17 protein-coding genes are annotated in these 24,190 nt (G+C 59.8%); 11 read left to right on the top strand and 6 right to left on the bottom strand.

From position 1 onward, the window contains the following. Positions 1-126 precede the first annotated feature (126 nt). Complete coding sequence (locus tag QEH54_RS21200; protein ID WP_309020725.1) at positions 127-522, bottom strand: S4 domain-containing protein; 396 nt, start codon at positions 520-522, stop codon at positions 127-129. A 167-nt stretch (positions 523-689) separates the two neighbouring features. Here QEH54_RS21200 and rodA point away from each other — a divergent pair, with 167 nt between their 5' ends. From rodA to QEH54_RS21185, 3 genes are all read left to right on the top strand, one after another. Then, on the top strand, positions 690-1,892 hold the full coding sequence (gene rodA, locus QEH54_RS21195) for a rod shape-determining protein RodA (protein ID WP_309020724.1): 1,203 nt from the start codon (positions 690-692) through the stop codon (positions 1,890-1,892). A gap of 104 nt (positions 1,893-1,996) precedes the next feature. Then, positions 1,997-3,748: an Rne/Rng family ribonuclease gene (locus QEH54_RS21190; RefSeq protein WP_309020723.1), complete on the top strand. Its 1,752-nt coding sequence runs from the start codon at positions 1,997-1,999 to the stop codon at positions 3,746-3,748. Between the two features lie 195 nt (positions 3,749-3,943). Continuing rightward, entirely contained in the window at positions 3,944-4,354 is a 411-nt protein-coding gene (locus QEH54_RS21185; RefSeq protein WP_309020722.1) for a hemerythrin family protein, read from the top strand. Between the two features lie 210 nt (positions 4,355-4,564). Here the strand turns inward: QEH54_RS21185 and panD are convergent, their stop codons facing one another. The 4 genes from panD to panB are packed head-to-tail and all read right to left on the bottom strand — an operon-like array spanning position 4,565 to position 7,404. Beyond that, positions 4,565-4,936 (bottom strand): aspartate 1-decarboxylase, encoded by a 372-nt coding sequence (panD, locus tag QEH54_RS21180; RefSeq protein WP_309020721.1) that lies wholly within the window; start codon positions 4,934-4,936, stop codon positions 4,565-4,567. A gap of 22 nt (positions 4,937-4,958) precedes the next feature. Then, complete coding sequence (locus tag QEH54_RS21175) at positions 4,959-5,756, bottom strand: type III pantothenate kinase (protein WP_309020720.1); 798 nt, start codon at positions 5,754-5,756, stop codon at positions 4,959-4,961. A gap of 25 nt (positions 5,757-5,781) precedes the next feature. Next, positions 5,782-6,576 (bottom strand): pantoate--beta-alanine ligase, encoded by a 795-nt coding sequence (gene panC / locus QEH54_RS21170; protein ID WP_309020719.1) that lies wholly within the window; start codon positions 6,574-6,576, stop codon positions 5,782-5,784. 15 nt (positions 6,577-6,591) lie between these two features. Next, positions 6,592-7,404 carry a 3-methyl-2-oxobutanoate hydroxymethyltransferase gene (gene panB / locus QEH54_RS21165; RefSeq protein ID WP_309020718.1) on the bottom strand — a complete coding sequence of 271 codons (813 nt, stop codon included), beginning with the start codon at positions 7,402-7,404 and terminating at the stop codon, positions 6,592-6,594. Positions 7,405-7,749: 345 nt separating this feature from the next. Between panB and QEH54_RS21160 the strand changes: the two genes are divergently transcribed. The 3 genes from QEH54_RS21160 (at position 7,750) to QEH54_RS21150 (ending at position 10,677) form a co-directional block, all read left to right on the top strand. Further along, positions 7,750-9,042 carry a UDP-N-acetylglucosamine 1-carboxyvinyltransferase gene (locus QEH54_RS21160; RefSeq protein ID WP_309020717.1) on the top strand — a complete coding sequence of 431 codons (1,293 nt, stop codon included), beginning with the start codon at positions 7,750-7,752 and terminating at the stop codon, positions 9,040-9,042. Positions 9,043-9,326: 284 nt separating this feature from the next. After that, positions 9,327-10,049 carry a hypothetical protein gene (locus QEH54_RS21155; RefSeq protein ID WP_309020716.1) on the top strand — a complete coding sequence of 241 codons (723 nt, stop codon included), beginning with the start codon at positions 9,327-9,329 and terminating at the stop codon, positions 10,047-10,049. 67 nt (positions 10,050-10,116) lie between these two features. Beyond that, positions 10,117-10,677: a mechanosensitive ion channel domain-containing protein gene (locus QEH54_RS21150; protein WP_309020715.1), complete on the top strand. Its 561-nt coding sequence runs from the start codon at positions 10,117-10,119 to the stop codon at positions 10,675-10,677. A gap of 16 nt (positions 10,678-10,693) precedes the next feature. On the opposite strand, the gene QEH54_RS21145 is transcribed toward QEH54_RS21150, so the two are convergent. Next, positions 10,694-11,758 carry a LacI family DNA-binding transcriptional regulator gene (locus QEH54_RS21145; RefSeq protein WP_309020714.1) on the bottom strand — a complete coding sequence of 355 codons (1,065 nt, stop codon included), beginning with the start codon at positions 11,756-11,758 and terminating at the stop codon, positions 10,694-10,696. Positions 11,759-11,891: 133 nt separating this feature from the next. On the opposite strand from QEH54_RS21145, the gene QEH54_RS21140 reads away from it, so the two are divergent. The 5 genes from QEH54_RS21140 to QEH54_RS21120 all read left to right on the top strand — a co-directional run bounded on the left by QEH54_RS21140 (position 11,892) and on the right by QEH54_RS21120 (position 24,180). Further along, complete coding sequence (locus tag QEH54_RS21140) at positions 11,892-12,551, top strand: polysaccharide deacetylase family protein (protein ID WP_309020713.1); 660 nt, start codon at positions 11,892-11,894, stop codon at positions 12,549-12,551. 439 nt (positions 12,552-12,990) lie between these two features. Beyond that, a complete protein-coding gene (locus tag QEH54_RS21135) occupies positions 12,991-16,509 on the top strand; it encodes an adenosylcobalamin-dependent ribonucleoside-diphosphate reductase (protein WP_309020712.1) in 3,519 nt (1,172 codons plus the stop codon). Between the two features lie 234 nt (positions 16,510-16,743). Beyond that, positions 16,744-19,863, top strand: a complete 3,120-nt coding sequence (locus tag QEH54_RS21130; protein ID WP_309020711.1) for a glycoside hydrolase family 2 TIM barrel-domain containing protein — start codon at positions 16,744-16,746, stop codon at positions 19,861-19,863. A gap of 162 nt (positions 19,864-20,025) precedes the next feature. Next, positions 20,026-22,068 (top strand): heavy metal translocating P-type ATPase, encoded by a 2,043-nt coding sequence (locus QEH54_RS21125; RefSeq protein WP_309020710.1) that lies wholly within the window; start codon positions 20,026-20,028, stop codon positions 22,066-22,068. Positions 22,069-22,236: 168 nt separating this feature from the next. Further along, complete coding sequence (locus QEH54_RS21120; RefSeq protein WP_309020709.1) at positions 22,237-24,180, top strand: sialate O-acetylesterase; 1,944 nt, start codon at positions 22,237-22,239, stop codon at positions 24,178-24,180. Positions 24,181-24,190 lie beyond the last annotated feature (10 nt).

Raw genomic sequence — 24,190 nt, 5'->3', positions numbered from 1 at the left:
GAGGGCAAGGCCAAAAGGTGGAGCGGGACCTCCGGGCACGCTCGTAGGTCGCATCCCTGCGCTCGCGCTGGAAAACGCGAGCCCAGAGGTCTCGCGCCACCTTGGGACCCCGCACGCCCTCGCCTTCTACTCTCCAAACAACTTTTCGATCTCTCGTCGATCGCGCTTGGTGGGGCGACCCAGCCCGGCGTCGCGTCGCAGCACGTGCTGAGCCGCGGTCATGCGCAGGAGCTCGAAGCGTTCCGGCGGGGTGAGGTCCTGCATGTAGTTTTCGACCAGCTTGGCTCCCACGCGTTTCTCCAGCAGGCCGACGACCTTGACCTCTCGCAGGATCCCCTCCTTTGAAACCTCCAGCCGCTCGCCCACTCGCACGAAACGAGACGGCTTCAGCTTTTCGCCATTGGCGTGCACCTTCCCGCCGCGGCACGCCTCCGCCGCCTGTCCACGCGTCTTGAAGAGACGCACCGCCCACAACCAGCGGTCCACCCGCACTTTTTCCAAAGCTTCTGCGCTATCACCCATTTCGTCGATTCGAGCTCACCAATCTAGCCAGACCTCAGCTAGGCTGACAAGTCTGCAACGACCTGCCTCCAAAAACGCCGAGCCCGCCTGAATTACCTTTTCTTCCCCGGGCCCGCGCCACAAAACCGACACTGCGCTCCCGATAACTCTCGCTCGACCGTCCCACCTTGCTGCCCTCGTCTAAAAAACACAATTATCCACGCGTCGATTTCATCAACCCGCTTTGCATGTTCCTGCTGGCCTGCATCGGGGTGATGTTCATCTACAGCGCCCAAGCTTACGTGGACGGAGGTCAGTGGAAGAGCCAGATCGTATGGATCTTCATCGGGGCAGGCATCTACGCCGCGGTTTCGCTGACGAACTACGCCATTTTCATGAAGTACAGCCACTGGCTGTGGCTGCTCGCGGTGGTCATGCTGGCCGCGGTGAAATGGAGCCCGTTGGGCGTTTCCCGTTACGGAGCGGAACGCTGGCTCGACCTTGGATTCTACACCTTCCAACCAGTGGAAGTGGCCAAGCTGGCCGGCATCGTGATCAGCGCCAGCATCCTGACTCGATCCGAGGTGGGCGACATCAAAGACTCGCTCCAAGTGCTTGCCAAAATGGCGCTTGCGATTTCCGTGCCATTCGCCTTGATCTTGCTGCAGCCTGATCTCGGATCAGCCATGGTAATCCCCTTCTTCGTGTTCGCCCAGCTATACGCCTCAAACCTTTCCAAGAAATTCTTCACCACCGCGATCTTCCTTTTCGCCGTGATGGTGGGGGCCATTTTAATCGATAACCGCAACTACGTTAACTTTTTAGATGAAAAAGGCCTGACGCCCGCCGAGGGCCAAGGCGAATACCAGGGCACCACCTGGTTCCCTCTCAAAGACTATCAACGAAATCGTATTTTAACCTTCCTCGATCCCGGCAAAGCCGACCCGCGCGGGTCCGGCTGGAACCGGGAACAATCCGTCATTTCAGTCGCCTCGGGCGGCCCGTTCGGCAAAGGCTGGACACAGGGCTCCCAGGCTCAACTCGGCTACCTGCCCCGGTCGGTAGCCCACAACGACTTCATATTCTCCGTTCTCGCGGAAGAAGCCGGCTTTATGGGAAGCGCTGTCGTGATCTCCCTCTTCGGTTTATTGTTAGGAAACAGCCTGCGCATCGCGGGCATGGCCAAAGACCGCTTTGGCACGCTGCTCACGCTCGGCGTGGTGGCGCTGTTTTCCGTCCACATTTTTGTGAACATCGCAATGACGATAGGGCTCATGCCGATCACAGGACTGCCGCTCCCGTTCTTAAGTCACGGAGGCACCTTTGTAGTGAGCTGCTGCATTCTCATGGGACTCGTCCAAAGCGTCTATCGCTATCGAAAGGACTTTTAGATCGCTGGTGAAACAGCGACGCGAACACCCTTTAGACGCCCCCAAGGAAACAAACACCAAGCTCTCTCCATGGCTGCCTCCTGTCGCAACACAGGAAACGCCAAATGAGCGAACAAGAAAACAAAACAGACCAACAAAACCCTTCACAAAGCAAACTCGATGAGGAACTTCGCCAGCCTCCTAAGCAGACGAAAGTAGAGCCGGTCGACCAGGACAAGCTGCGCAACGAAGCCCAGCAACGGGCCAAGAAACGACCTCTGATGACCAAGATCATCGAGACCTTCAAAAAAGAGAAACGCCCCTATCGTGAGCTGATCATCAACTCCGAGCCGCTCGAGACCCGAGTCGGCCAGCTGGTGGACGGCATCCTAGACAAGTTCGACATCGAGCGCCGCCACTCCGCCCAGCGCATCGTGGGCGGCATCTTCAAGGGCCGCATCAAGAACCTCGACCCAGGCCTCAAAGCGGCCTTCGTGGACATCGGCATGCCCAAAAACGCCTTCCTGCACTACTGGGACATCCAGCCGCAGGACGCCGATTCCTCCATCGAAGTGGTGCGCGTCAACTCTTCCAAAAAGAAGAAGAAGCAGGCCAAGATCCCGCTCAAGGACATCCCCAATCACTACCCGATCGGCACCGAGATCACCATCCAGATCACCAAAGGTCCCATCGGTACCAAGGGTCCCCGCTCCACCACCAACCTCTCCCTGCCAGGTCGCTTCATCGTGCTGATGCCCTACAGCGACCAGTGCGGCATCTCCCGCAAGATCGAGGACGTCAAGGAGCGCCAACGCCTCAAGAAGATCATCCGCGACCTCACCATCCCGGAAGGCATGGGCATCATCGTGCGCACCGCTGGCGAAGGCAAAAAGGCCCGCTACTTCGTGCGCGACCTGCACATCCTGCTGCAGACTTGGGAGAAGATTCAGAAGAAAATGGATACCGCCAAGGCCCCCTGCTGCCTCTACAAGGAGCCGGACCTAGCGGAGCGCACCGTGCGCGACTTCCTGACCGAAGACATCGACCGAGTGCTGATCGACAATCCGAACGACCATGCCGCCACCACGGAAATGGTTTCCCAGATCTCCAAGCGCAGCACCGCCAAGATCCAGCTCTACCAGGACTCGATCCCCATCTTCGAGCGCTACAACATCGAGAAGCAGATCGAGCAAACCTTCCAGCGCCAGGTGCCTCTGCCCTCCGGCGGAGCCATCGTGATCGAGGAAACCGAAGCCCTCATCGCCATCGATGTGAACACCGGTTCGCACAAGAACAAGAAGGGCAACGAAAACGATACCATCTTCCAGGTGAACTGCGAAGCGGCGGAGGAAGTCGCCCGACAGATCCGCCTGCGCAACATCGGCGGTCTGATCATCATCGATTTCATCGACATGAAGCAGCGCCGCCATCGCAACGCCATTCTCAGCCGCATGCGCGACGCCATGGCGACCGACAAGGCCAAGACCCACATCCTGCCCATCTCCCCGCTCGGCATCATGCAAATGACCCGCCAGCGCATGCAGGAATCGGTTTCGAGCGGTCTCTACACCGACTGCCCGTACTGCCGCGGCAAGGGCATCGTCAAGTCGCCCACCACCGTTTCAGTGGAGCTGCAACGCAAGCTCTCCGGCATCGTGCGCCGAGCTCGCAACCGCACCCCCGACCTGGCCAAGGCCATCAAGCTACGCATTCTGGTCAACCCCTCCATCATCAATCGCCTGCGCGAGGAGGATGCCGACCTGCTGATCAGCTTGGAAAAGGACTACAACGCCCAGCTCACCTTCCGAGCCGACCCGAACTTCCACGTGGAAAACTACCGCGTCATCGACGTCGATACCGGAGCAGCCTACGGCTAAGCCGAGCTCGTAAAAAGACTTACAAACCACAAGCCCGACTGGTCTATCGCGACAGTCGGGCTTATTCGTTGCCGACTTGACATTAGCGGATCGCATTCGACCTTATCGCCCAAGCGGTTTGCCAATCCACGCAAAACCGATTCGCTTAAGTTCCCACAAATCAGGAAGATACCAACTCAATCAACTCCCGAACTCATGGCCCTCGAATGGAGCGAAGCATACGAAACCCAAATCAGAAAAGTGGACGAGCAACACCAGCAGCTCTTCCGCTTCGCCAACAAGCTGGAGGAACTGATCGGCCAGGAAGCAGCTAGCAGCGAGGAAGTCGAACAGTTGCTTCACTTTCTCAAAACCTACGCGGAAAGCCATTTCCGCTACGAAGAAGCCTGTATGGCTAAACGACGGTGCCCCGCGGCGAAAAAGAACCGCCTCGCCCACCAGACCTTCATGGAATTCTACGAGGACTCCACCGCGAGCTATCGGGAAAACGGCTTCAGTCGCGAGTGGCTGGAACGCCTCAACAGCTTCATTCAGGACTGGCTGCATAGCCACATCTGCGCTGTGGACATCGAGCTAAGACACTGCCGAGGCGCTCCGAAAACCTGACACAGCGCCTCCCCAAAACGCTACGCAGGCCCCGATCGAACCGCCCGAACGCGCCGAGGACGTCGCGTTCCACCCGCTCCCCCAAAAGGTGGTGCGTGACGTCCCCGGCACGCTCTTTCCCATCAGTCCGACCAGCACCGGACCAGCACCGGACCAGCCCTCTCCTACGCCAAGAAACCAAGTTTTTGCTACAACGTTGTAGCAAAAACTTTACGGCCGGCGCACCGGCGGCTCGCTGATCTTCTTGATGGAGTTGTCCTCGTTCATGAGGACGAGCTTGGGACGGTAGTTGTCGATCTCGTCATCCTCCACTTCCTCAAAGCTGGCGATGATGACCTTGTCGCCGCGATGCACCAGACGGGCGGCGGCGCCATTGAGGCAGATTTCCCCGGGCTTGCCCCAGATGACGTAGGTGGTGAGACGATTTCCATTGTCCACGTCATAGACGTCCACCTTCTCGAATTCCACCAAGTCAGCCGCCTTGCAGAGGACGGGATCGATGCTGATCGATCCTTCGTAATTCAGGTCCGCATCCGTCACCGTAGCGCGGTGCAGCTTCGACTTTAGCATGTGTCGCTTCATTGTAAAAATTCCTATTTCGCTCTTAAACTTCCGCCGCTTCGGCGGGCTCTTTCACTGGATTCAGATCCAGCACCGCATTCACTCCTCTCAGCACCAGATCCGGCACCATGACATCGAAAATCCCCGTTTCGCTAAACAGCCGCGAAAAGCCGCCCGTAGCGATGATCTGACATTGCCGATCCGAGAAGGCTTCCTGCCGGATGCGAGCGATGAGCTCTTTGATCATGCCGAGGTAGCCGAAGTAGAGGCCGCCTTGGATCGCTTCCGTGGTGGAGCGGCCAAGGGCGGATTTCGCCTTGGTGATTTCCACGAACGGCAGCTTAGCGGTCTTGGACCCGAGAGCGTTCATGGCCAAACCAAGACCGGCGCAGATGGCTCCGCCGAGGTACTCGCGATTGGCCGTCACCGCGTCGAGCGTGATCGCCGTTCCGAAGTCCACCACCACCGAATCCTTACCGGGAAACAGCTCCGTCACCGCGATTGCGTTGGCGATGCGGTCGGCGCCGACTTCCAGCGGATTGCGGGTCTTGATCTTGAGCTTGGTCTTCACCCCGGCTTCGAGGAAAAGCGGCTCGAGGTTGAAGTAGATGCGACACGCGTTGCGCAGAGAGTGCATCTCGTCCGGCACCACGCAGCTAATTCCGATGCGTTCGATGGCGTGCGGATCCACGCCATGTTCCTTCAAAACGGAAACCAGAAACAAGCCGATCTCGTCTCGAGAAGCGCGAGTGCTCTCCTTGCGGAATTGAATCACAAACCGGTCTCCATCGTAGACCGCCCCATGCATCTGGGAATTTCCTACATCTATACAAAGATTCATCTTAAACCCCTTCTTGGATAATAGCTTACGCCTTCGATGCCACCGCTGCGGCCGTCTCGGCGAGGTCCATGTTGTCAATCAACCGCACGCCCTCGAGCACCACCGCCCCGAGGCGACGGCCCTCCAGATCGGCCACGTACTCGACCTCGAAGCCCAGCGTCTCCAGCTCGCGGGTCGCATCCTGCGGCGTCTCGGCGGCGCGCATGGCCTGGTTGAAACGAGCCGCGAGCTCCAGCCCCTGCGGGCTCAGGCGACGGTTGCGCGAGCTCATGGCCAGCCCGCTTTCGGTGCGTCCGGTGGGACACGGCACGATTTCCACCGGCAGAAAAAACGCTTCCACCATGCCGCGCACCAGCTGCAGCTGCTGCCAATCCTTTTCGCCAAAATACGCCCGCGTGGCGTCCGCGATGCAAAGCAGTTTCATCACCACGGTCATCACCCCGTCGAAATGCCCCGGGCGATGCTCGCCCTCCAGCACGGTCGAAATCTCGCTCTCGGTGATGCGGTAGCGGTAGTCGTCGGGATACATCTCCTCGTAGGTCGGAGCGAAAACCGCCTGCACGCCGAGCTCCTCCAGAGCCGCCAGGTCCTCCTGAAAATCCGCCGGGTACTTCTCGAAATCCTCCGGGTTGTTGAACTGGGTGCGGTTGAGATAAATGCTGACCGCGGTCAGGTCGTTCTCCGCTAGCGAACGCTGCGCCAGCGAGAGATGGGCCGCGTGCAATCCTCCCATGGTGGGAATGAAACCGAGCGTCTTGCCGCCCGCTGCGCCATTTCGCCAATCGCGAAACGCGGAAGCCGTCTTGATAACTTGCAACATGGCAACGCCCTCCGCTTAGGAAGCCGCCTTGACCAGCTTCGACGAATATTCGCCGGCCGCTGGAAAAGCTTTGGACTGCACGTCGGCGCAGTAGCTGTCGACCGCCTGACCAATGGTCTCGGCCAAGTTGGCGTACTTGCGGGCGAAACGCGGCTGGAAGCTGCGATCCATGCCAAGCAAGTCGTTGACCACCAGCACCTGGCCGGAAACCTCCGGTCCGCAGCCGATCCCGATGGTCGGGATGGTCAAAGCCTCGGTCACCTGGGCCGCCACGTCGCCGGGGATGCATTCCAGCACCACGCTGAAGCAACCCGCTAGCTCCAGCATCTTGGCGTCCTCGATCAAGGCTCGGGCCGCGGCGTCGCTCTTGGCCTGCATCTTGAAGCCGCCAAACGCGTTCACCGACTGCGGCGTCAGTCCGAGGTGCCCCATCACCGGCACCCCACTATCCACGATGTGCTCGATGAGCTGGATGTTGCCCTTGCGCCGCTCCAGTTTCACCGCGTTGGCCCCAGCCTTCATCAGCTGGTCCACCGCGTCCATGGCGATTTCGGTGCCCTTGCGATTGGAGAGAAACGGAAGGTCGGCGATGATCACCTTGTCCGGCGCTCCTCGTCTCACGGCGGCGGTGTGGGTAGCGATCATTTCCACCGTCGCATGCACCGTGCTGTCGTAGCCGTGCACCACCATGGCGCAGGAATCGCCGACAAGAATCGAGTCCACACTCGATGCGTTCAAAATCTTAGCGGTCGCCGCATCATAACACGTCACCATGGTGATCGCGCGGCCGTCCGCCTTCCACTTCAGGAAGTCTGGTATGCTTTTCATAATTCGGGTGCCTGTCGCGAGGATCAGGATCCAAAGATGAGTGTTAGTAGGATTGTGTTTTCTTGAGAATCTTGGGTCAGCTGGATTAGGCGCCTGGCTGCTCAAGACCCGCTTAACAAACGAATAAGTTCACCTGAAGCAATGCAAAATGGCTCGAAATAGGGACGCTTAACACTTCTTTGCGCAACTGGTTTTTGTAACGTTGCAAAAACCAGTTGCTTAACCGTGGAGCTGCGAGAGGTTCCCTGCACCCGCTCTCCCTTGCGAGCGCAACCTTGCCTCCGCGTCCCCAATTTTATTGAAAACCGCTAGGCGGCTCGCGAAGCTCGGCTTCGAATCATCCCCATGGCCAATCTCATCGTACACGGCGGCAAACCGCTTTCAGGAACCATCACTCCTTCGGGCAACAAGAACGCAGTTCTTCCTATTCTCTGCGCTACTCTGCTCACGGATGAAGCGGTGACCTTGAGCAACGTGCCAGCCATCACCGACATCGAGAAACTGGTCAGCTTTTTCCGCTCAATCGGCTCCCGCATCGACTGGGATCGCGAAGCCAAAACCATGCGGCTGGACCATTCGGAACTGGAAACCGACTTCGACACCGCCTCTCTCCCGCAAGGCATGCGTTCGGCGGTGCTGCTCTTCGCCCCGCTGCTGCATCGCTTCAAAAAGATCGCCCTCGATTCCAACCCCAAGGGCTGCGCTCTGGGCATCCGCGAGCTCGATCCGCACCTCGAAATCCTCGCCTGCCTCGGAGCGACGATCGAGCACAACGGCGAACTGAAACTCACGATCGAAGAGCGCTTCACTGGGGCCTCCCACTGGGCGGACTACATGTCGGTCACCACTACCGAGACCTTCGTCATGGCCGCCGCTTTGGCCGACGGCGTTTCCACGCTGACCAACGCCGCCAGCGAGCCGCACGTGCAGGACCTCTGCCGTTTCCTCATCTCCATGGGAGCAAGCATCGAGGGCGTCGGCACTAGCGTACTGACCGTCACGGGCGCGGAAGCTCTCCAGGGCGCCGATGCCGCCATTTCCTCCGACCACCACGAAGTGGCGACCTTCCTCGCCCTCGGAGCCATCACCGGCGGCGAAGTTCAGGTGCTCGATTCCACGCCTCAGCATTTCGATCTGATCAACCGCAGCTTCGACAAGCTAGGCGTCACCATCGCCTACGACGGCAACACCGCCATCTGCCGCAGCTCCCAGGAGTTGCGTATCCAACAACCGTTTACACCCAACCTCCTTCCGAAAATCGAAGCAGCGCCTTGGCCTTACTTCCCGGTCGACCTGCTTCCCCCCATGGTGGCCCTGGCAACCCGATCGGAAGGCGTAATGCATTTTTGGAACAAGGTTTACGAAGGTGGCTTCTCCTGGCTGCCCGAGCTGGTGAAATTTGGCGCTCACGCCGTGGTGAGCGATCCGCACCGCATCATCATTTTTGGGCAACGCCCCATGCGACCGGCTGTAGTTGAAGCGCCATACATTATACGAGCTGCAGTCGCTCTCTACATGACTGCCGCCAGCATCGAAGGCCGCAGCATTGTGAAGAACGCCGATCCGATTCGGAGGGCCCATCCGAACTTCGCGGAAAACCTGCGCAAGCTCGGGGCGGAAATCGAGTGGGACGAATAGGACTTGCAGGCGAGAAGGGATAAGCCCCTCGCTCCTAGGCGCTTCCCTCGCCATGCAAAGCGCACGGCGCCAGCCCTTGGGCGCTGCATTGCGCAGTGAGAAGAGCGCCAAGCTGCAACTGAAGCCGACTGGCGCGAACATTGCGGAACCGAGAAGTCCTGTTCGCCTATCTGGCAGACCGATCGTTGCTATCGCCCAACGGCGGCGAGAGCCAAGCTCGATCAAGCTCCAAGGACGCGAAACCGACGACACCCAAAACGAAAGGACCGACAATGCTCTACAGTATGAAATACTTCCTCGACCAAGCCTTCATCGTGGAGGGAAAGGAAAACGGGAAGTGCTCAGACTTCTATTTCGACGACAACCAGTGGCGCCTGCGCTACCTCGTGGTGAAACAAGGCATCTTCCTAAACGCGTCCAAATCGCTCCTGTCGCCCAGCTCCTTGCTGCGAAGCGAAATCGAGGCTCGAGCAGAAGGCATCCCGCTCAACATCAGTAGCGAAAAACTGGATACCGCTCCCACTCTCGACGAGCGACTTCCTGTATCCCGGCAAAAGGAGATGGAGATCGCAAGCCACTACAGCTGGTCCACCTACTGGGAAGCTCCCAGCGCCATCCAACCTGCCGCATCGATGGATGTGCCCCCACTGCTCGAGCCGCAGGACGAGCGCGACCAGGACCCCAACCTGCGATCCTTCCAAGAGGTGCTCGGCTACCGAGCGCAAAACGCTAACTCCACGCTCGGGGAACTGAACGACTTCATTCTCGACCTCAGCGACTTTTCCATCCCCTTCATGGCGATCGACGCGAAGCCCGGCGAGTCAGGCGGCACGCGCCTGATATCCACTCGCCTGCCGGAAAACCGTATCCGCTTCAACTACGCGCAAAAAGAGGTTCTAACCGACTGCAGCTCCTTCCACTTGAAGGAAAGTCCCAGCGCCGATCTGAGCGACGGACGCCTTTCTCTGGGCGATCAGCAAAAGGTCACCCTTGCTTCCCATCTCTAGCTACCCCGATACGACCAACCTTATCCGATAAACTGCCGACGAAACCGGCACGCCCAGTCTTATGGACATGAAAGAATTCCTCTCAAAAATCGACGGACAAGCAGTGCTGCAAGGAGCCATCACCACAGTGATCATCCTAGTCGGAGCGATGCTTATTTGGCTCCTCATTTCCAGAGGACTCCAACTCCTAGAAAGACGCCCAAAGGTATCCAAAACGCTGATACTTCCGATCAGGCTCGCATTGCGATACGCCCTCTTCCTGATGGCGGTTCTCCTCATCCTGACCTCGTTCGGCATTCCGATCGGAAACTTCTGGACCTTCGTCTCCACCTTGCTCGGTTTGATCGCCATCGGCTTCGTGGCGGTGTGGAGCGTATTGAGCAACATCTCGGCCACCTTCTTTCTCCTGCTGGTCCAGCCCTTCCGAGTGGGAAACTTCGTGAAGGTCGTTGGCGATGACATCATGGGCGAGGTCATCGATATCAACTTCATGTTCACCACCATCCGCAGTACGGAAGGCGACGTCTTCAACGTTCCGAACAATCAGTTTTTCCAAAAGGCGACGCTCAGACCCGCCGATCCCAAAGCCTACATGAAAAAGCTGGAGGCGAAGGAAGACGAGGCCTGATCTTCGCGAGGCAATTCTAGTCGCCGGAAAGCGCGGGCTCCTTGGTCGGCAGAGATCGTCCGTCGACCCATGTGCCTTCGACCATGGTCGATGTCGGATAGGCCGGGAGGCCGAACTGGTTTTGCTGCAACTGACCCGCCAGGATCTCCACCGCCATCTCGCCCACGCGGTGGCAGTTGTGCACCACTCCGGCGATCTCCCCGTCCTTGCGTTCCGGATACACATCGATGTAAGCGACATCCTCAGGCAGCCTGACGTCCAGCTCTCGAAGCGCTTGCTCGACAAATAGCGAGTGGCTGACGATCACCTCCGGTCGCCATTGGTCCATCCATTGCTTGAGGTGCCGGGCATCGATCCTTCGATTGTTTTCCGGGCCCTTCTCAAAGAAAAGCATGGGGATGCGCTCCTCCTCCCGCAGCGCTAGCTGGCCGGAGAGAAAACCGCTGGACCAAGCCTGATTCACATAGTCGTCCCACCAGCGCGGCATGATGCATCCAATTTTTCGATACCCCGCGTCTATGGCCTTGCGCATAGCGAGCCGCATGATCGAGCGCTGATCGTTCGAAATGGTGTGCACCGCCAAAGAGCTGGGAAAAAAGTCGATCTTCACCGCGCTGAACTTCGTCCAATCCCAATCCAGCTCGTTGTCGATGGTCGGCATGTGCGAGGCGATCACCACGCCACGAATGCCCCGATTGACCAGAATCTCGCCGATGCGCTGGATGGAGAGGTTCGGATCGCCCAACCAAAAGTGATCGAGCTTGTAGCCAAGCGATTCGGCCCGTTCCGAAGCGCCCTCGTAGAACTGGCGGTGCGCGTCCACATCCTTCCAGCCGAAGCGGGTGTTCCAGTGCGTCACGTAAGCAAGAGGCGAGGCCTTGCGCGACGCGGTGGCGTTTCGCCGGTAGGCCACCAAAGCCCCGAGGGCCGGGTCGGGGCGATATCCCATCTTCTCCGCCAAAGCCTGAATTTTTTCGATGGTCTTCTGCGGAAGTCGCGGATGATTGCGCAAGGCCATGGACACCGTCGTCGGGTGGCATCCATACTCCTTAGCAACGTCCGCCAATGTTATGCGTTTCATCACGGGGTATCGAGGTAGTAGATCCGAACCAGCAAAGCGTCGATCGCCGTTTTTCGCAAGAAGGGTCTATAGTTAGACAAGCTTCCCCCATCGAGCCATTGCCCCGCGCGCCGGAAGACCCTAAATACCGGTCATGCTGCGCTTTCTCATCGCTTCATTCAGCCTTGTTTTCCTCGCCCAGGCCGCCCCTCCCATGACACCGCCAATCCGTATCGCGCTCGTATTTGACGATGGCCCAGCGCCCGAACAGGCGCCGAAGCTGCTCGAGATCCTCGCCTCCCGCGGCGTACGCGCCACCTTTGCCCACGTCGGCGAAACCATGAGCCAGCATCCGCAAGTCGCTCGGCTGATCAGCGAGCGCGGACATGAGATCGCCAACCACTCCCTGCGGCACCGCGATCCGGACAGCCTCAGTCCTAGCGAACTGCAGGAGCAGATCCAACGATCCCAAGCGATCATGGCATCGACTCTCGACACGGCCCCGCGTTGGTACTGGCCGCCGTTTCTCAAAACCAGCGAGTCGATCCGCGAAGCCTGCCGCTCTGCCGGCATCGCGCTTTACGAGCCGGCCTCCATCGTCGTCTCCCAGGATTACGACACCTCGGTTTCCGCGGACGAAATCGAGCGCCTGGCCACCACCGGCGTGACCGATGGGGCGGTGATTCTCTTCCATGAATGGCGGAAGGAAACGGCCGACCGCCTTCCCGCCATCCTGGACGAGCTCAAGCGGCAGGGCTGCGTCTTCCACACTTTCACCGAGCTGCACCAAGCCGTCGCGGCCAGCGCTCCTTAGCCGTCACTTCCCATTTCCGTCCGATAGCGTCCCCGAGCATCGCTTGGCGCAAGGATCGAGCTGAGGCGACCTAGGCGCCAAGGGTTACTGTGTATGTACAAACCGCTCCCGCTGCGCTAAACTCCCCGCCCGATCCGGCGGAGGCGCTCCAAGACATGTGCAGCGCTCCAATCCGCTCGTCGAACCTGCGCATGATAGCGGTTCGCCTGACGCCGAGCAAGCAGACTCGGACCAGGCGCCAGCCGGCTTTCAGGTCCTGCGGCCAGCTTTCGAAGTCAAGAAAAACCGAGGAGAATAATTACCCTTCTGTCTTTATTTCTTCTTTAACTTCCAGACCCCGGCGCCTACAAAAATCAGCTCCTTCGTTTTCTGAATTCGTAGCCCCCGCGAACCGCGATTTCACCTCATAGCACACACAAGACTATCCTTTTATTCATTCATGAAACCACTCCTAGAAGACAGCGCCGAAACCGCCACTGACGACATCTCTCTCGACTTGGGCTATGGTCAAACGCTCCAGCTCGAACCGCGCGAAAACCTCATCGGAGGCATGACCATCGAGCGCCGTTTCACCAAGGACAAACGCCATCCGTACGAAACGGTGGAGTGGGTGCGTCGCGACGTCGCCATCATGGACTGGAAAACCGGCAAGCCGAGTTTCGAGCGCGAGGGCGTAGAGGTGCCAGAGCATTGGGGCGACAGCGCGGTCAAGATCACCGCTTCGAAGTATCTTTTCGGCAACGATCCGGGTACGCCGCAGTACGAGGATTCGTTTCGCCACGCCTTCGATCGCATCGCCAATACCTACACCCTTTGGGGCTGGCGACACGGCTACTTCGCCACCCTCGACGACGCCCTGGCCTACAACCACGAACTGAAGCACTTGCTGGTCAAACAGATGTGGGCTCCGAACTCTCCCGTCTGGTTCAACATCGGCCATTGGGAGCAATGGCGCTGGGACCGACCCGACTTGCGTCCGTGCATGAAAGCCCGCGGCAACCGAGCTTACAAAGCCCATATCCCCACCGACGGGACCTCCGAGGACATCAAAGTCAGCGAGCTGGACAACGCCTACATCCACCCCCAAGCCTCCGCCTGCTTCCTGCTCGATGTGGAGGATTCCATGGAGAAGATCCTGGAGCACCAGATCGCCGAAGGCGGCGTATTCTCCAGCGGCTCCGGCGTGGGCATGAACCTTTCCACCATCCGCTCCTCCGTTGAGCCCATCAGCGGTCGCGGCCAAGCCTCCGGTCCCATCTCCTTCGACAAGGGCTACGACCGCATGGCGGGCGCCATCAAGTCGGGCGGAAAAACCCGTCGTGCCGCCCGCATGGTGCTGCTCTTCGCTGACCACCCTGACATTTTCAAATTCATCCGGGCCAAAAACGACCAGGAGGAGATCGGCAAGATCGTCCTGCGCGAGCACAACGTCTCCGTGGCCCTGCGCGGCATCGCGTCCAAGTTCGCCACCAGCGGCACCCCTGCCCAGCGCATGGCGGCCTCCATCGTGCTCGGCATGCCGCTCTCCAACGAGCTCACCTACGGGGCCGGCATGGACGACCTGCTGTACGGCGAAACGCTCGCTCATCAGAACGCCAACCACAGCGTCTCCCTCAAGGGCGACTACTGGCGAGCCCTGCAAAGCAACGGCGACTACCACACCCGCTGGGTCAGCGACCCCAACCACGTGGCCGACACCTTCAAGGCGGAGAAGATTCTCGACGAGATCGCGGAATGCGTGTGGCACAACGCCGAACCGGGCGTGCACAACAACGATTTCATAAACCTCTGGAACCCAGTCAAAAGCGACGGCGACATCCTGACCAGCAACCCGTGCTCGGAGTATCTTCACCTGAGCTTCACCTCCTGCAACCTTTCCAGCTTCAACGTTTATCGCTTCTACGACGCCGAGACCGGCCGCTTCGACGTGGAGGCCCTGCGGCACGCCGCTCGTCTGGCCATGATCGCGGCGGATCTGAACGTGGAGGAAGGCGGCTTCCCCATTCCGGAAATCGCCCGCGGCACCTACCTCTACCGCACCACCGGCATCGGCTACGCCAACGTGGGCGGCCTGCTCATGTCCATCGGCGTGCCTTACGACTCCGACGAGGGTCGCATGATCGCCAGCCAGCTGGTGAGCCTACTCACTTCCGCCTGCTGGAAAGCCAGCGCCGAGATGGGCAAGGAGCTGGGAAGCTATCCGCGTTTCGAACAGACCGAAGAAGACCTGCGCGAGGTGCTATCCCTGCACGCCGCCACCCAAGAGCTTTCCAACGAAATCGCCAAGGGCTGCAACGATGTCCTCAAGGCGGCCGACGCCATCTACAAAAAGCGCAACAAGGAGCTCCCGCAGTCCCAAGGCCTCACCGGCCGCGACGCCCTGCGCGGCTTCGCTCGCAGCATCGAAAACAAGTCCGCCGAATCCCACCCGATCGTGGAGCAGCTGCTGGATGAAAACGCTAAAGGCTGGGCCGAAGTTCTCGAAGCCAAGCGCTTCCGCAACAGTTTCACCACCGTGATGGCTCCCACCGGCACCATCAGCGCCCCCATGGGCGTCTACGAGGAGGGCACCACTTCCGCCGAGCCGGACTACACTTTGGTTAAGTATAAAAACCTCTCCGGCGGCGGCATGTTGAAGATGTTCAACTCCCTCGCCCTCAAGGGCCTGCGCAGCCAGGGCTACAGCAAGGCCCAGGTGCGCGAAGCGGCCTTGGAAGTGGCGGGCATCGACGGTTTGTTCGCTGCTTGCGGCTCCATCGACGAGGCCGCCAACCACCTGCAGCAGAACCTGTTTTTTGAAAAAGGTCCCATCCGCAAACAGCTGGACGACTGGCTGGCGGAAACGCACGACCCGGAAAACCCGTCCATCGAGCAACGCATCACCACCCTGCGAGCGAAGGGACAGGACGGCACCGCCAACGCGGAAGAACTGGTGCTGCTGGGCGGCGACAACCACATGGAGCGCATTCCTTGGCTGAAGCCGGAGCACCTGGCGGCCTTCGATTGCTCCGCCACCACCGGCGACTCCACCCGCTCCATTCGCCCGCTAGGCCACATGCGCATGCTGGGCGCCATCCAGCCCTTCCTCAGCGGAGCCACTTCCAAAACGCTCAATCTGCCGCACACCGCCACCAAGGCGGACATCAAGCAGAGCCTGGTGGACTGCCACGAGATGGGCGTCAAATGCGTCGCCATCTACCGAGCCGACTCCAAGGGCATTTCCGTCTACAACGTCAACACCCCCGAAGCACGCAAGTGGAACCCGGAATACCTCTGGGAGGCCCTGGTGGAATCGGTGCGCGACGAGGTCCAGAAGGTAGTGGTCGAGTCCAGCAAACCGCGCCGCATCAAGCTGCCGGGCCGCCGCATTTCCCAGACTCTCAAATTCACCGTGGGCGGAAACGTCATGGAAGGCTTCCTCACCGTGGGCGTCTATCCGGACGGCACCTGCGGCGAAGTCTTCGGAAAGGTAAACCAGAGCGGCTCTTTCGCCAACGGCATGTTCGAGTCCTTCTGCAAAGCCTTTTCCATCGCCCTGCAGTACGGCGTGCCCCTGCACAGCCTCATCGAGTCCTTCCGCTACACCGCCTTCGAGCCCAGCGGCTTCACCCAGGTGGGCGATGCCGAAGGCCACGCAGACAGCATCAAGACCTGCAAGAGCGTGGTCGACGCCATGATGCAGACCCTGGAGTGGCTCTTCCCCGCCAGCAACGGCGGCAAGCTGCAAGGCCTGGTTGGGCACGAGTTTACGGAAAGCAAGGCTCCCGTCGCTAGCAGCGGAACCAACGGCGCCTCTACCGTCGTCTCCGCCACCACACCGCCCAGCAAGCCAGCCGGCGAAGGCAACGCTCGCAGCGCCGAGTCCTGCCCCAAGTGCGGCTCGCTGGCCTACGTGCACGACGGCAAGTGCCGCTCCTGCCGCGATTGCGGCTTCAAGGACGGCGGCTGCGGCGAGTAAGCCGATCATATGCGAATCATCTCAGAAACCGCGTCGCCTCTTTTGGGGGACGCGGTTTTTTCGTTTCAACGCCTCACATTCTATCATTTCTGACCATACGAACCTTCCGCAAGTCGACTCGCTTGCCTTTCCCGTAGCGAGGCTTTGACTTGAACTTCGATCGTCGAACGTCCGGCAGGAAACGTCCCTTTCCCAATGAAACCAAAACACCTCGTCCCAACCCTACTCTTAACCGTGAGCTCCCTTTTCGCCCAAGACTCCGTGCCCGAATGGGAGAATCCGGAAATCTTTCAGATCAATCGCGAAGCGCCACACGCGTATTTCACCCGATTCGCCGACGAGTCGAAAGCCCTCGCCGACGATCGCTTCGACTCCTCCCTCTACCAGACGCTCAATGGCGAATGGAGCTTCCACTGGTCGCCCAACCCCGCGTCCCGCCCCACCGACTTCTACCAGCCGGACTACGACCTCTCGGACTGGGGCACCATCCCTGTCCCCGCCAACTGGGAGCTGCAAGGGCACGGACTGCCGATCTACACCAACATCGTCTACCCCTTTCCCAAGAATCCGCCGTTCATCGATCATGAGGACAATCCGGTGGGCAGCTACCGACGAGACTTCACTATCCCGAAAGCGTGGAACGGCAAACAGATCTACCTCAGCTTCGGCGCCGTTCGCAGCGCCATGTACATCTGGGTAAACGGCCAGCAGGTCGGCTACAACGAGGGTTCGAAAACCGAAGCCGAATACAACATCACTCCGTATCTGAAATCTGGCGACAACACTCTTGCGGTCGAAGTCTACCGCTGGTCGGACGCCAGCTATATGGAAGACCAAGACTTCTGGCGCCTCAGCGGCATCGAGCGCGACGTCTGGCTCTACGCCACCAATCCCGTGACCCTGCGCGACTTCGAGGTCGAATCCAACCTGGACGACGCCTACCGCGATGGCCTTTTCTCCGTTCGCCTCGACCTCAGCAACGCCACCGAGAAGAAAACCAAGACCACCGTCACCGCTCAGCTTATGGACAAGGACGGAAAACCCGTTCTCAGCTTCAAGGAATCAGTGAGGGTGCCAGCTGAAGGGGAGCTTTCCCATACCTTCGAAGGAAGAGTGGACGACGTTCGCAAATGGACCGCTGAAACTCCGGAATTGTACACCCTGAAGCTAAGCGTCTCGCCCGACAAGCAGGCAAGCGAACACACCAGCGTACAGGTCGGATTCCGTCGCATCGAAATCAAAAACGCCCAGCTTCTGGTCAACGGCAGAGCGATCTACCTGAAGGGCGTCAACCTGCACGATCACGATCCCGTCACCGGTCATGTGGTGGGAGAAAAACGCATGCTGCAGGACCTGGAGCTCATGAAGCTCAACAACATAAACGCCATCCGCTGCAGCCACTACCCGAAGGACAGCCGTTTCTACAAACTCACCGACAAGTACGGATTCTACGTCATCGACGAGGCCAATATCGAAACCCACGGCATGGGCACCACCAACCAGGGAGCCTTCGACGAGAGCGTGCACCCGGCCTACCTGCCGGAGTGGAAGGGCATGCATCTGGACCGTACCATCCGCATGTACGAGCGCTCCAAGAACTTCCCCTCGATCATCATCTGGTCGCTGGGCAACGAAGCCGGAAACGGGGAAAACTTCTTCGCCACCTACGACTGGCTCAAACAGCGCGAGGACAATCGCCCGGTGCAGTACGAAGGAGCGACCATGTATTCAAATACCGACATACAAGCCCCAATGTACTCGCCCATTCACGTGGTCGAAGACTACGCCGCCAACAACCCCGAACGCCCGATCATCCTTTGCGAATACGCTCATGCCATGGGCAACAGCGTAGGCAATCTGCAGGACTATTGGGATGTATTCGAAAAATACGACGCCGCTCAGGGTGGCTTTATTTGGGACTGGGTCGACCAAGGCATTGCGGCTACCGATGAAAATGGAAACTTCTACTGGGGATACGGTGGAGACTTCGGAGCCGGCCACCTGCACCACGACCGCAACTTCTGCCTCAACGGCCTAGTCAACGCCGACCGCAGCCCCCACCCCGCTCTGCACGAGGTCAAAAAGGTCTACCAGCACATCAAGTTCTCCGACTTCGCTCCGGCGACGCAAAGCTTGTCTATAAAAAACGGATACGACTTCACGAACCTGAGCGACTTCCTCTTCACCTGGAAGCTCTTCCGCAATGGCGAGCGAATCGCCGGCGGAAATCTGCCTACACTCAATGTCGCGCCCGGCAAAAGCATTCGTACCAAGCTCCCCTTGCCACAGATCCCCGACGACCAAGCGGAATACATCGTGACCATCGCCGCCCTCACCAAGGTGGAAACGGACATGCTCGATGCTAGCTACCCGCTCGCGAACGAGCAATTCAGCCTGAGCGAGTATCCGTTTTTCACTCACACATCCGCCCCCGGAGAGATTTCCGCGCAAGAGGTCGATAGCCGCCTCATCGTGAAAGGCGACGCATTCGAAGCGGTCTTCGATAGGGAAACCGGAGCTCTGAGCCGCCTCGCCTACGGCGAAAACGAAATCCTCGAGGAAGCCCTCACGCCAAACTTCTGGCGCGCTCCTACCGACAACGATTTCGGCTTCGGCATGCCCACAAAGCACCGCGTCTGGAAGGAAGCGGGCGAGGAGCCCGTCCTGGATAGCCTCACCCATGAGACCTACTACGACGGATCCCTCAACGTCATCGCGACCTATCAGCTCCCGCCAGTCGAAGCCAAGCTGACCATTCGCTACGTGGTCAATCCCGACGGCAGCATCCAAGTGAGCAACGCCCTCTCGCACGTCTCGCAGGACTTGCCATTCCTGCCTCGCTTCGGCAACACCCTCGTATTGAAAGACGAATACAGCCAGGCGAGTTGGTACGGTCGCGGTCCTTTCGAAAACTATCAGGACCGCAACACCGCGGCATTCGTGGGAATCTACGAAATGCCGGTATCCGATATGATGTTCGCCTACGCACGACCCCAAGAAAATGGATACAGAACCGATACGCGATGGGCTCGCTTCATCAATGCAAACGGGAAAGGCATCGAGATTCAGGCCGTGGAGCGGCCTTTCAGCTTCAGCGCCCATCACCAATACCAGTCCGACTTCGACCCGGGCACCGAGAAGGCCCAGCGCCACATGAGCGATATCTTCAAGCGCGATCTGGTAAGCGTGAATATCGACATGGCCCAGATGGGCGTTGGCGGAGACACCAGCTGGGGCGCCCTTCCGCATCCCCAATACCGCATCCCGGCCCAAGACTACCGCTACTCCTATCTGATCAAGCCGATAGAAGTGACCGTGCACGAGGAGCCCAACACGCCCTATCCTTTCGACTAGAGCGATCGACTCAAACGAGCGAGTCTGGCTCCACGCCCCTAGCGGGAGCCAAGCTCGTCAGAAAAGAAACCTCAAGGAAACGAACAACGACACGCCACCACGACCATGAAGATCGAGAGAGCTCCGTAACGACTCTCCATAGCCAGCGACGAGTTCCATAATGTGAATACAGAGCAGATCCCCTGCGAATCGGACCAGGGCGCTTCGGACGACTCCGATCGTCCAAGCCCCGGCAAGACGGCAGCCGCTCAGGGACAGCCCTCGAGCGAAACCGACTCTTCGAAACGAGGGCAGCGACTGGAACTCAATCTCATGATCATCTGCGGAGTCAGCCTCATCGCTGGAATCGCGGCGGAGTCGTTCGCTCCTTTTCGCTGGCTGCCGCTCTCGCTCTACGCGCTGTGCTACGCCACAGGCGGCTACTTCGGCGTGATCGAGAGCGTTCGTTCCTTGCGGGCGGGCAAGGTGGACGTGGACCTGCTCATGGTTTTGGCCGCGCTGGGCGCCGCCTACGTGGGCGCCGCTTTCGAGGGCGGAATGCTGCTGTTTCTCTTTTCCCTCTCAAACGTCCTGCAGAGCCACGCCCTCGATCGCTCCCGCAAGGCGATCCGAGCCTTGATGAAACTTCGTCCGACCGAGCTGCTGTGCCAGAGCGGATCGGGTTTCGAGCTGCGCCCCATCGAGTCGGTCGAGGTCGGGACCATCGCTCGTCTTCGCCCGGGGGATCGCATCGCCCTGGATGGTCAGGTCACCGAGGGCCAGGGAGACGTCGACGAATCCTCGCTCACTGGCGAGTCGATGCCAGTTCAGAAATCGCCTGGCAGCGAACTCTTCGCCGGCACCATCAATCTGACCGGAAGCCTGCTCTTTCGCATCACCAAACGCGCCTCCGAATCCACCCTCGCTCGCATCATCGCCATGGTGGAGAAGGCTCAAGCCCGCAAGGCCAGGACCGAGCGCTTTCTGGAGAAGGCGGAGCAGTACTACGCGGTCGGCGTCATCCTCTTCACCCTCGCTCTCATCGCTCTTCCGCCGTTGCTGGCGGAAAGCGATTTCTCCGAAACCTTCTACCGCGCCATGACGGTCATGGTGGTAGCCTCGCCCTGCGCCCTCATCATCAGCACGCCTGCCGCCTTCCTAGCCGCCATTGCGGGCGCCGCGAAACGTGGCGCGCTGTTCAAAGGTGGCGTGCACTTGGAGCGGCTGGCAGCGGTCGACACCATCGCTTTCGACAAAACCGGGACCTTGACGGAGGGAAAACCGACCTTGACCGCCGCCCTTCCCTTCCCCCTGCAAACGCTCGAAGGGTCCGACGCCGAGGAACGGCGCCTGGAACTCATCCGCATCGCCGCCTCGCTGGAAAGCCAGTCCGAACACCCCATCGCTCGGGCGATCGAACGGGCTGCCAGCGATCTGGATTTGAAACCGCTGCTCGCGCGCGACTTCCAAGCCATCCCCGGAAAAGGGGCCTGGGCCACGCTCGGTGACGCCTCCTATCTGATCGGTCGCCCTTCGCTCATCGCCGAACGCGGCGGCTCGACCTCCCCAGAGGAAGCCCAGGCCGCCGAACAAGCCCCGGCCCGAGGGGAAACCGCATTGCTGGTGGCCCGTCTCGACCACACCGGAAGATGCGAGCGTGCCATCGGCCTGATCACCGTGGCCGACACCATTCGCCCGGAGGCCAGGGAAGCGATCGCAGGCCTGAAGGCTCTTGGCATCCGCAAGATCGTCATGCTCACCGGCGACGCGCGACCGGTAGCGGAAGAGACCGGGCGGCGCCTCGGCATCGACGAGGTGCATGCGGAGCTGCTGCCCGAAGACAAGCTCCGCATCGTGGAGCGCCTAACCGAAAGCGGAAAGGTCGCCATGGTGGGAGACGGGGTCAACGACGCTCCCGCCCTCGCCGCGGCTCACGTGGGTATCGCCATGGGAGCCGCCGGCACCGACGTGGCCATGGAAACCGCAGACGTGGTGCTGATGAGCAACCACTTGGGGCGCCTGCTCGACGCAGTTTCCCTAGCTCGGAAAAGCAGACGCGTCGTGGCGCAAAACCTCAGTTTCTCCCTCGCCGTGATCCTGACCTTGGTTTCCCTTTCCCTCTCCGTCGGGATTCCGCTGCCCCTAGGCGTGGTGGGGCACGAGGGCTCCACCGTGCTGGTTTGCCTGAACGGTCTACGCCTGCTTGCTCATCGCTCCGCTCGCTAAGGCGCTTTTCGGTTTGACGACCCATGCATCGGCCCACGCGTTCGGCGAGGCGAACCCGTTTATCGTTTCTCGTCCTGGCCGTCTCCAATCGCCCGCCCGCTTGCGCAACGTGACAACGCGACTACGCTTCAATTCCCGTTCAACCCTCGGTACCCCTTGTTAGAGATCATGAAACGTCACCTCGCCCCCCTCGCCGCTCTCCTCTCAAGCGCCCTTCTCAGCTCGCTTTCCGCAGAAGTCACCCTGCCTAGCATCGTAGGCGACGATATGGTTCTGCAGCGCGATCAGGAGCTGACCATTTGGGGATGGGCCGATCCAGGTGAGTCGATTTCCCTCTCGTTTCGCGGCCATGAGAGACACGCCACCACCGACGAAAAGGGCCGCTGGTCCTTGCAGCTTCCGCCCCTCGAAGCTGGCGGTCCGGACGACATGCTGATCAGCGGGGAAAACGAAATCACCTTGACCGACATCCTGGTTGGCGACGTCTGGCTGGCTTCCGGACAATCCAACATGACTCACATGTTCAACCGCTGGACCGAGGAGTACGCCGCCGAAATCGCCCAATCGGAAAACTCGGAAATCCGGCAGTTTCACGTTCCCACCAGGACGGCCCTGACCGGTCCGCAGGACCGCTACCCCGGCCTCGAGTGGAAGCGGGCCAACCCCGAAAACCTGCTCTCCTTCACCGTCGTCGGCTACGCCTTCGCCAAAACGCTTTACGACGAGTACCAGGTCCCGCAGGGCATCATCATGTCCGCCGTGGGCGGCACCCTTATCGAAGCGTGGACCAGCGAAGAGGGGTTTCAGGAATTTCCAGAGCAACTCGCCATCATCGAGCGCAACAAGGATGCCGAATACGTGGAGCGGGTGAACGCCGAGGCCCAGGCGGACCGCGAGGCCAATCCCGGGCCGCAAACCGAAGACGCCGGGCTCACGGGCGAAGTCAAATGGTACGACCCTGCCTACGAACCCCTGAACTGGAAAACCATCAACGTTCCTGGCTACTGGGAGCATCAAGGCATTCGCGATCTCGACGGGGTAGTCTGGTACCGCAAGGAAATCGAAATCCCGGACGCCATGCTCGGAACGGACGTCACGCTGAAGCTGGGTCGTATCCGCAACGCAGACGACGTCTACGTAAACGGCCAACGCGTCGGTGGCTGGGGCTACGAGTATCCACAACGTCGCTACACCATTCCGGCAGATCTGCTGCAGCCGGGCAAAAACCTTTTCGTGGTGCGCGTCGCCAACCAATGGGGCAATGGAGGCTTCATACCCGACAAGCCCTACCAATTGGAGGCCAACGGCGAGATCGTCGACCTCAAAGGCGCTTGGAGCTACAAGGTCGGCGAGGTCTACCGCCCAAACCCCTACCAATACAAGCAGGGCATCAACGCCCAGTCCCAGCCGTCCTCCCTCTACAACGCCATGATCGCCCCCTTCACCAGCTACGGCATTCGCGGAATCCTCTGGTATCAAGGCGAGAGCAACGCGGGCAACCCCGATGCCTACGCGAAGTACCTTCCGAACCTCATCGACGACTGGCGCCGCCATTTCGGCTCGAAGCAAATCGATTTCTACATCGCCCAGCTCCCCAAGTTCATGGACGTCGACTACCTGCCCGCGGATAGCAACTGGGCCAAGATGCGCGAGGTCCAGCTGCAAACCGCCCGCAACACCCCAGGCGTCGGCATCGGCATCAATATCGATCTGGGCGAGTGGAACGATATCCATCCAGGAAAGAAATGGGAGGTGGGCGAACGTCTCGCTCTGCAGGCCATGACCATCTCCTACGACCAAGACCTCGTGGCCTCGGGCCCCATTTTCACCTCCCAGAAGATCGAAGGCGACCAGATCGTTCTCTCCTTCGAAAACGTGGACGGCGGGCTCGTCTCCACCAATGGCGAGCCGCTCGCGCACTTCGCCATCGCGGGCCCGGACAAAAACTTCGTATGGGGCGAGGCGAAAATAGTGGGCGACACCGTGGTCGTATCCAGCGATGAAATACCAAACCCCAAGTACGTGCGCTACGCCTGGGCCGACAATCCCGACTTCGCAAACCTAGGCAACGAAAAGGGCATGCCTGCAGCTCCCTTCCGAACCGATCACTAGGCGAACGCCT

Origin of the sequence: Pelagicoccus sp. SDUM812003, from assembly GCF_031127815.1 — a bacterium.
In the GTDB taxonomy this organism is placed as follows: domain Bacteria; phylum Verrucomicrobiota; class Verrucomicrobiia; order Opitutales; family Opitutaceae; genus Pelagicoccus.
Note: the sequence above shows the minus strand (reverse complement) of the source record. Positions and strands in the feature narration are given on the sequence as shown.

What these genes read in the sequence shown, in the direction of transcription:
- QEH54_RS21200 (WP_309020725.1), bottom strand. Translation starts at nt 522, where the DNA reads ATGGGTGATAGCGCAGAAGCTTTGGAAAAAGTGCGGGTGGACCGCTGG.
- QEH54_RS21190 (WP_309020723.1), top strand. Translation starts at nt 1,997, where the DNA reads ATGAGCGAACAAGAAAACAAAACAGACCAACAAAACCCTTCACAAAGC.
- QEH54_RS21185 (WP_309020722.1), top strand. Translation starts at nt 3,944, where the DNA reads ATGGCCCTCGAATGGAGCGAAGCATACGAAACCCAAATCAGAAAAGTG.
- panD (WP_309020721.1), bottom strand. Translation starts at nt 4,936, where the DNA reads ATGAAGCGACACATGCTAAAGTCGAAGCTGCACCGCGCTACGGTGACG.
- QEH54_RS21175 (WP_309020720.1), bottom strand. Translation starts at nt 5,756, where the DNA reads ATGAATCTTTGTATAGATGTAGGAAATTCCCAGATGCATGGGGCGGTC.
- panC (WP_309020719.1), bottom strand. Translation starts at nt 6,576, where the DNA reads ATGTTGCAAGTTATCAAGACGGCTTCCGCGTTTCGCGATTGGCGAAAT.
- panB (WP_309020718.1), bottom strand. Translation starts at nt 7,404, where the DNA reads ATGAAAAGCATACCAGACTTCCTGAAGTGGAAGGCGGACGGCCGCGCG.
- QEH54_RS21160 (WP_309020717.1), top strand. Translation starts at nt 7,750, where the DNA reads ATGGCCAATCTCATCGTACACGGCGGCAAACCGCTTTCAGGAACCATC.
- QEH54_RS21155 (WP_309020716.1), top strand. Translation starts at nt 9,327, where the DNA reads ATGAAATACTTCCTCGACCAAGCCTTCATCGTGGAGGGAAAGGAAAAC.
- QEH54_RS21150 (WP_309020715.1), top strand. Translation starts at nt 10,117, where the DNA reads ATGAAAGAATTCCTCTCAAAAATCGACGGACAAGCAGTGCTGCAAGGA.
- QEH54_RS21145 (WP_309020714.1), bottom strand. Translation starts at nt 11,758, where the DNA reads ATGAAACGCATAACATTGGCGGACGTTGCTAAGGAGTATGGATGCCAC.
- QEH54_RS21140 (WP_309020713.1), top strand. Translation starts at nt 11,892, where the DNA reads ATGCTGCGCTTTCTCATCGCTTCATTCAGCCTTGTTTTCCTCGCCCAG.
- QEH54_RS21135 (WP_309020712.1), top strand. Translation starts at nt 12,991, where the DNA reads ATGAAACCACTCCTAGAAGACAGCGCCGAAACCGCCACTGACGACATC.
- QEH54_RS21120 (WP_309020709.1), top strand. Translation starts at nt 22,237, where the DNA reads ATGAAACGTCACCTCGCCCCCCTCGCCGCTCTCCTCTCAAGCGCCCTT.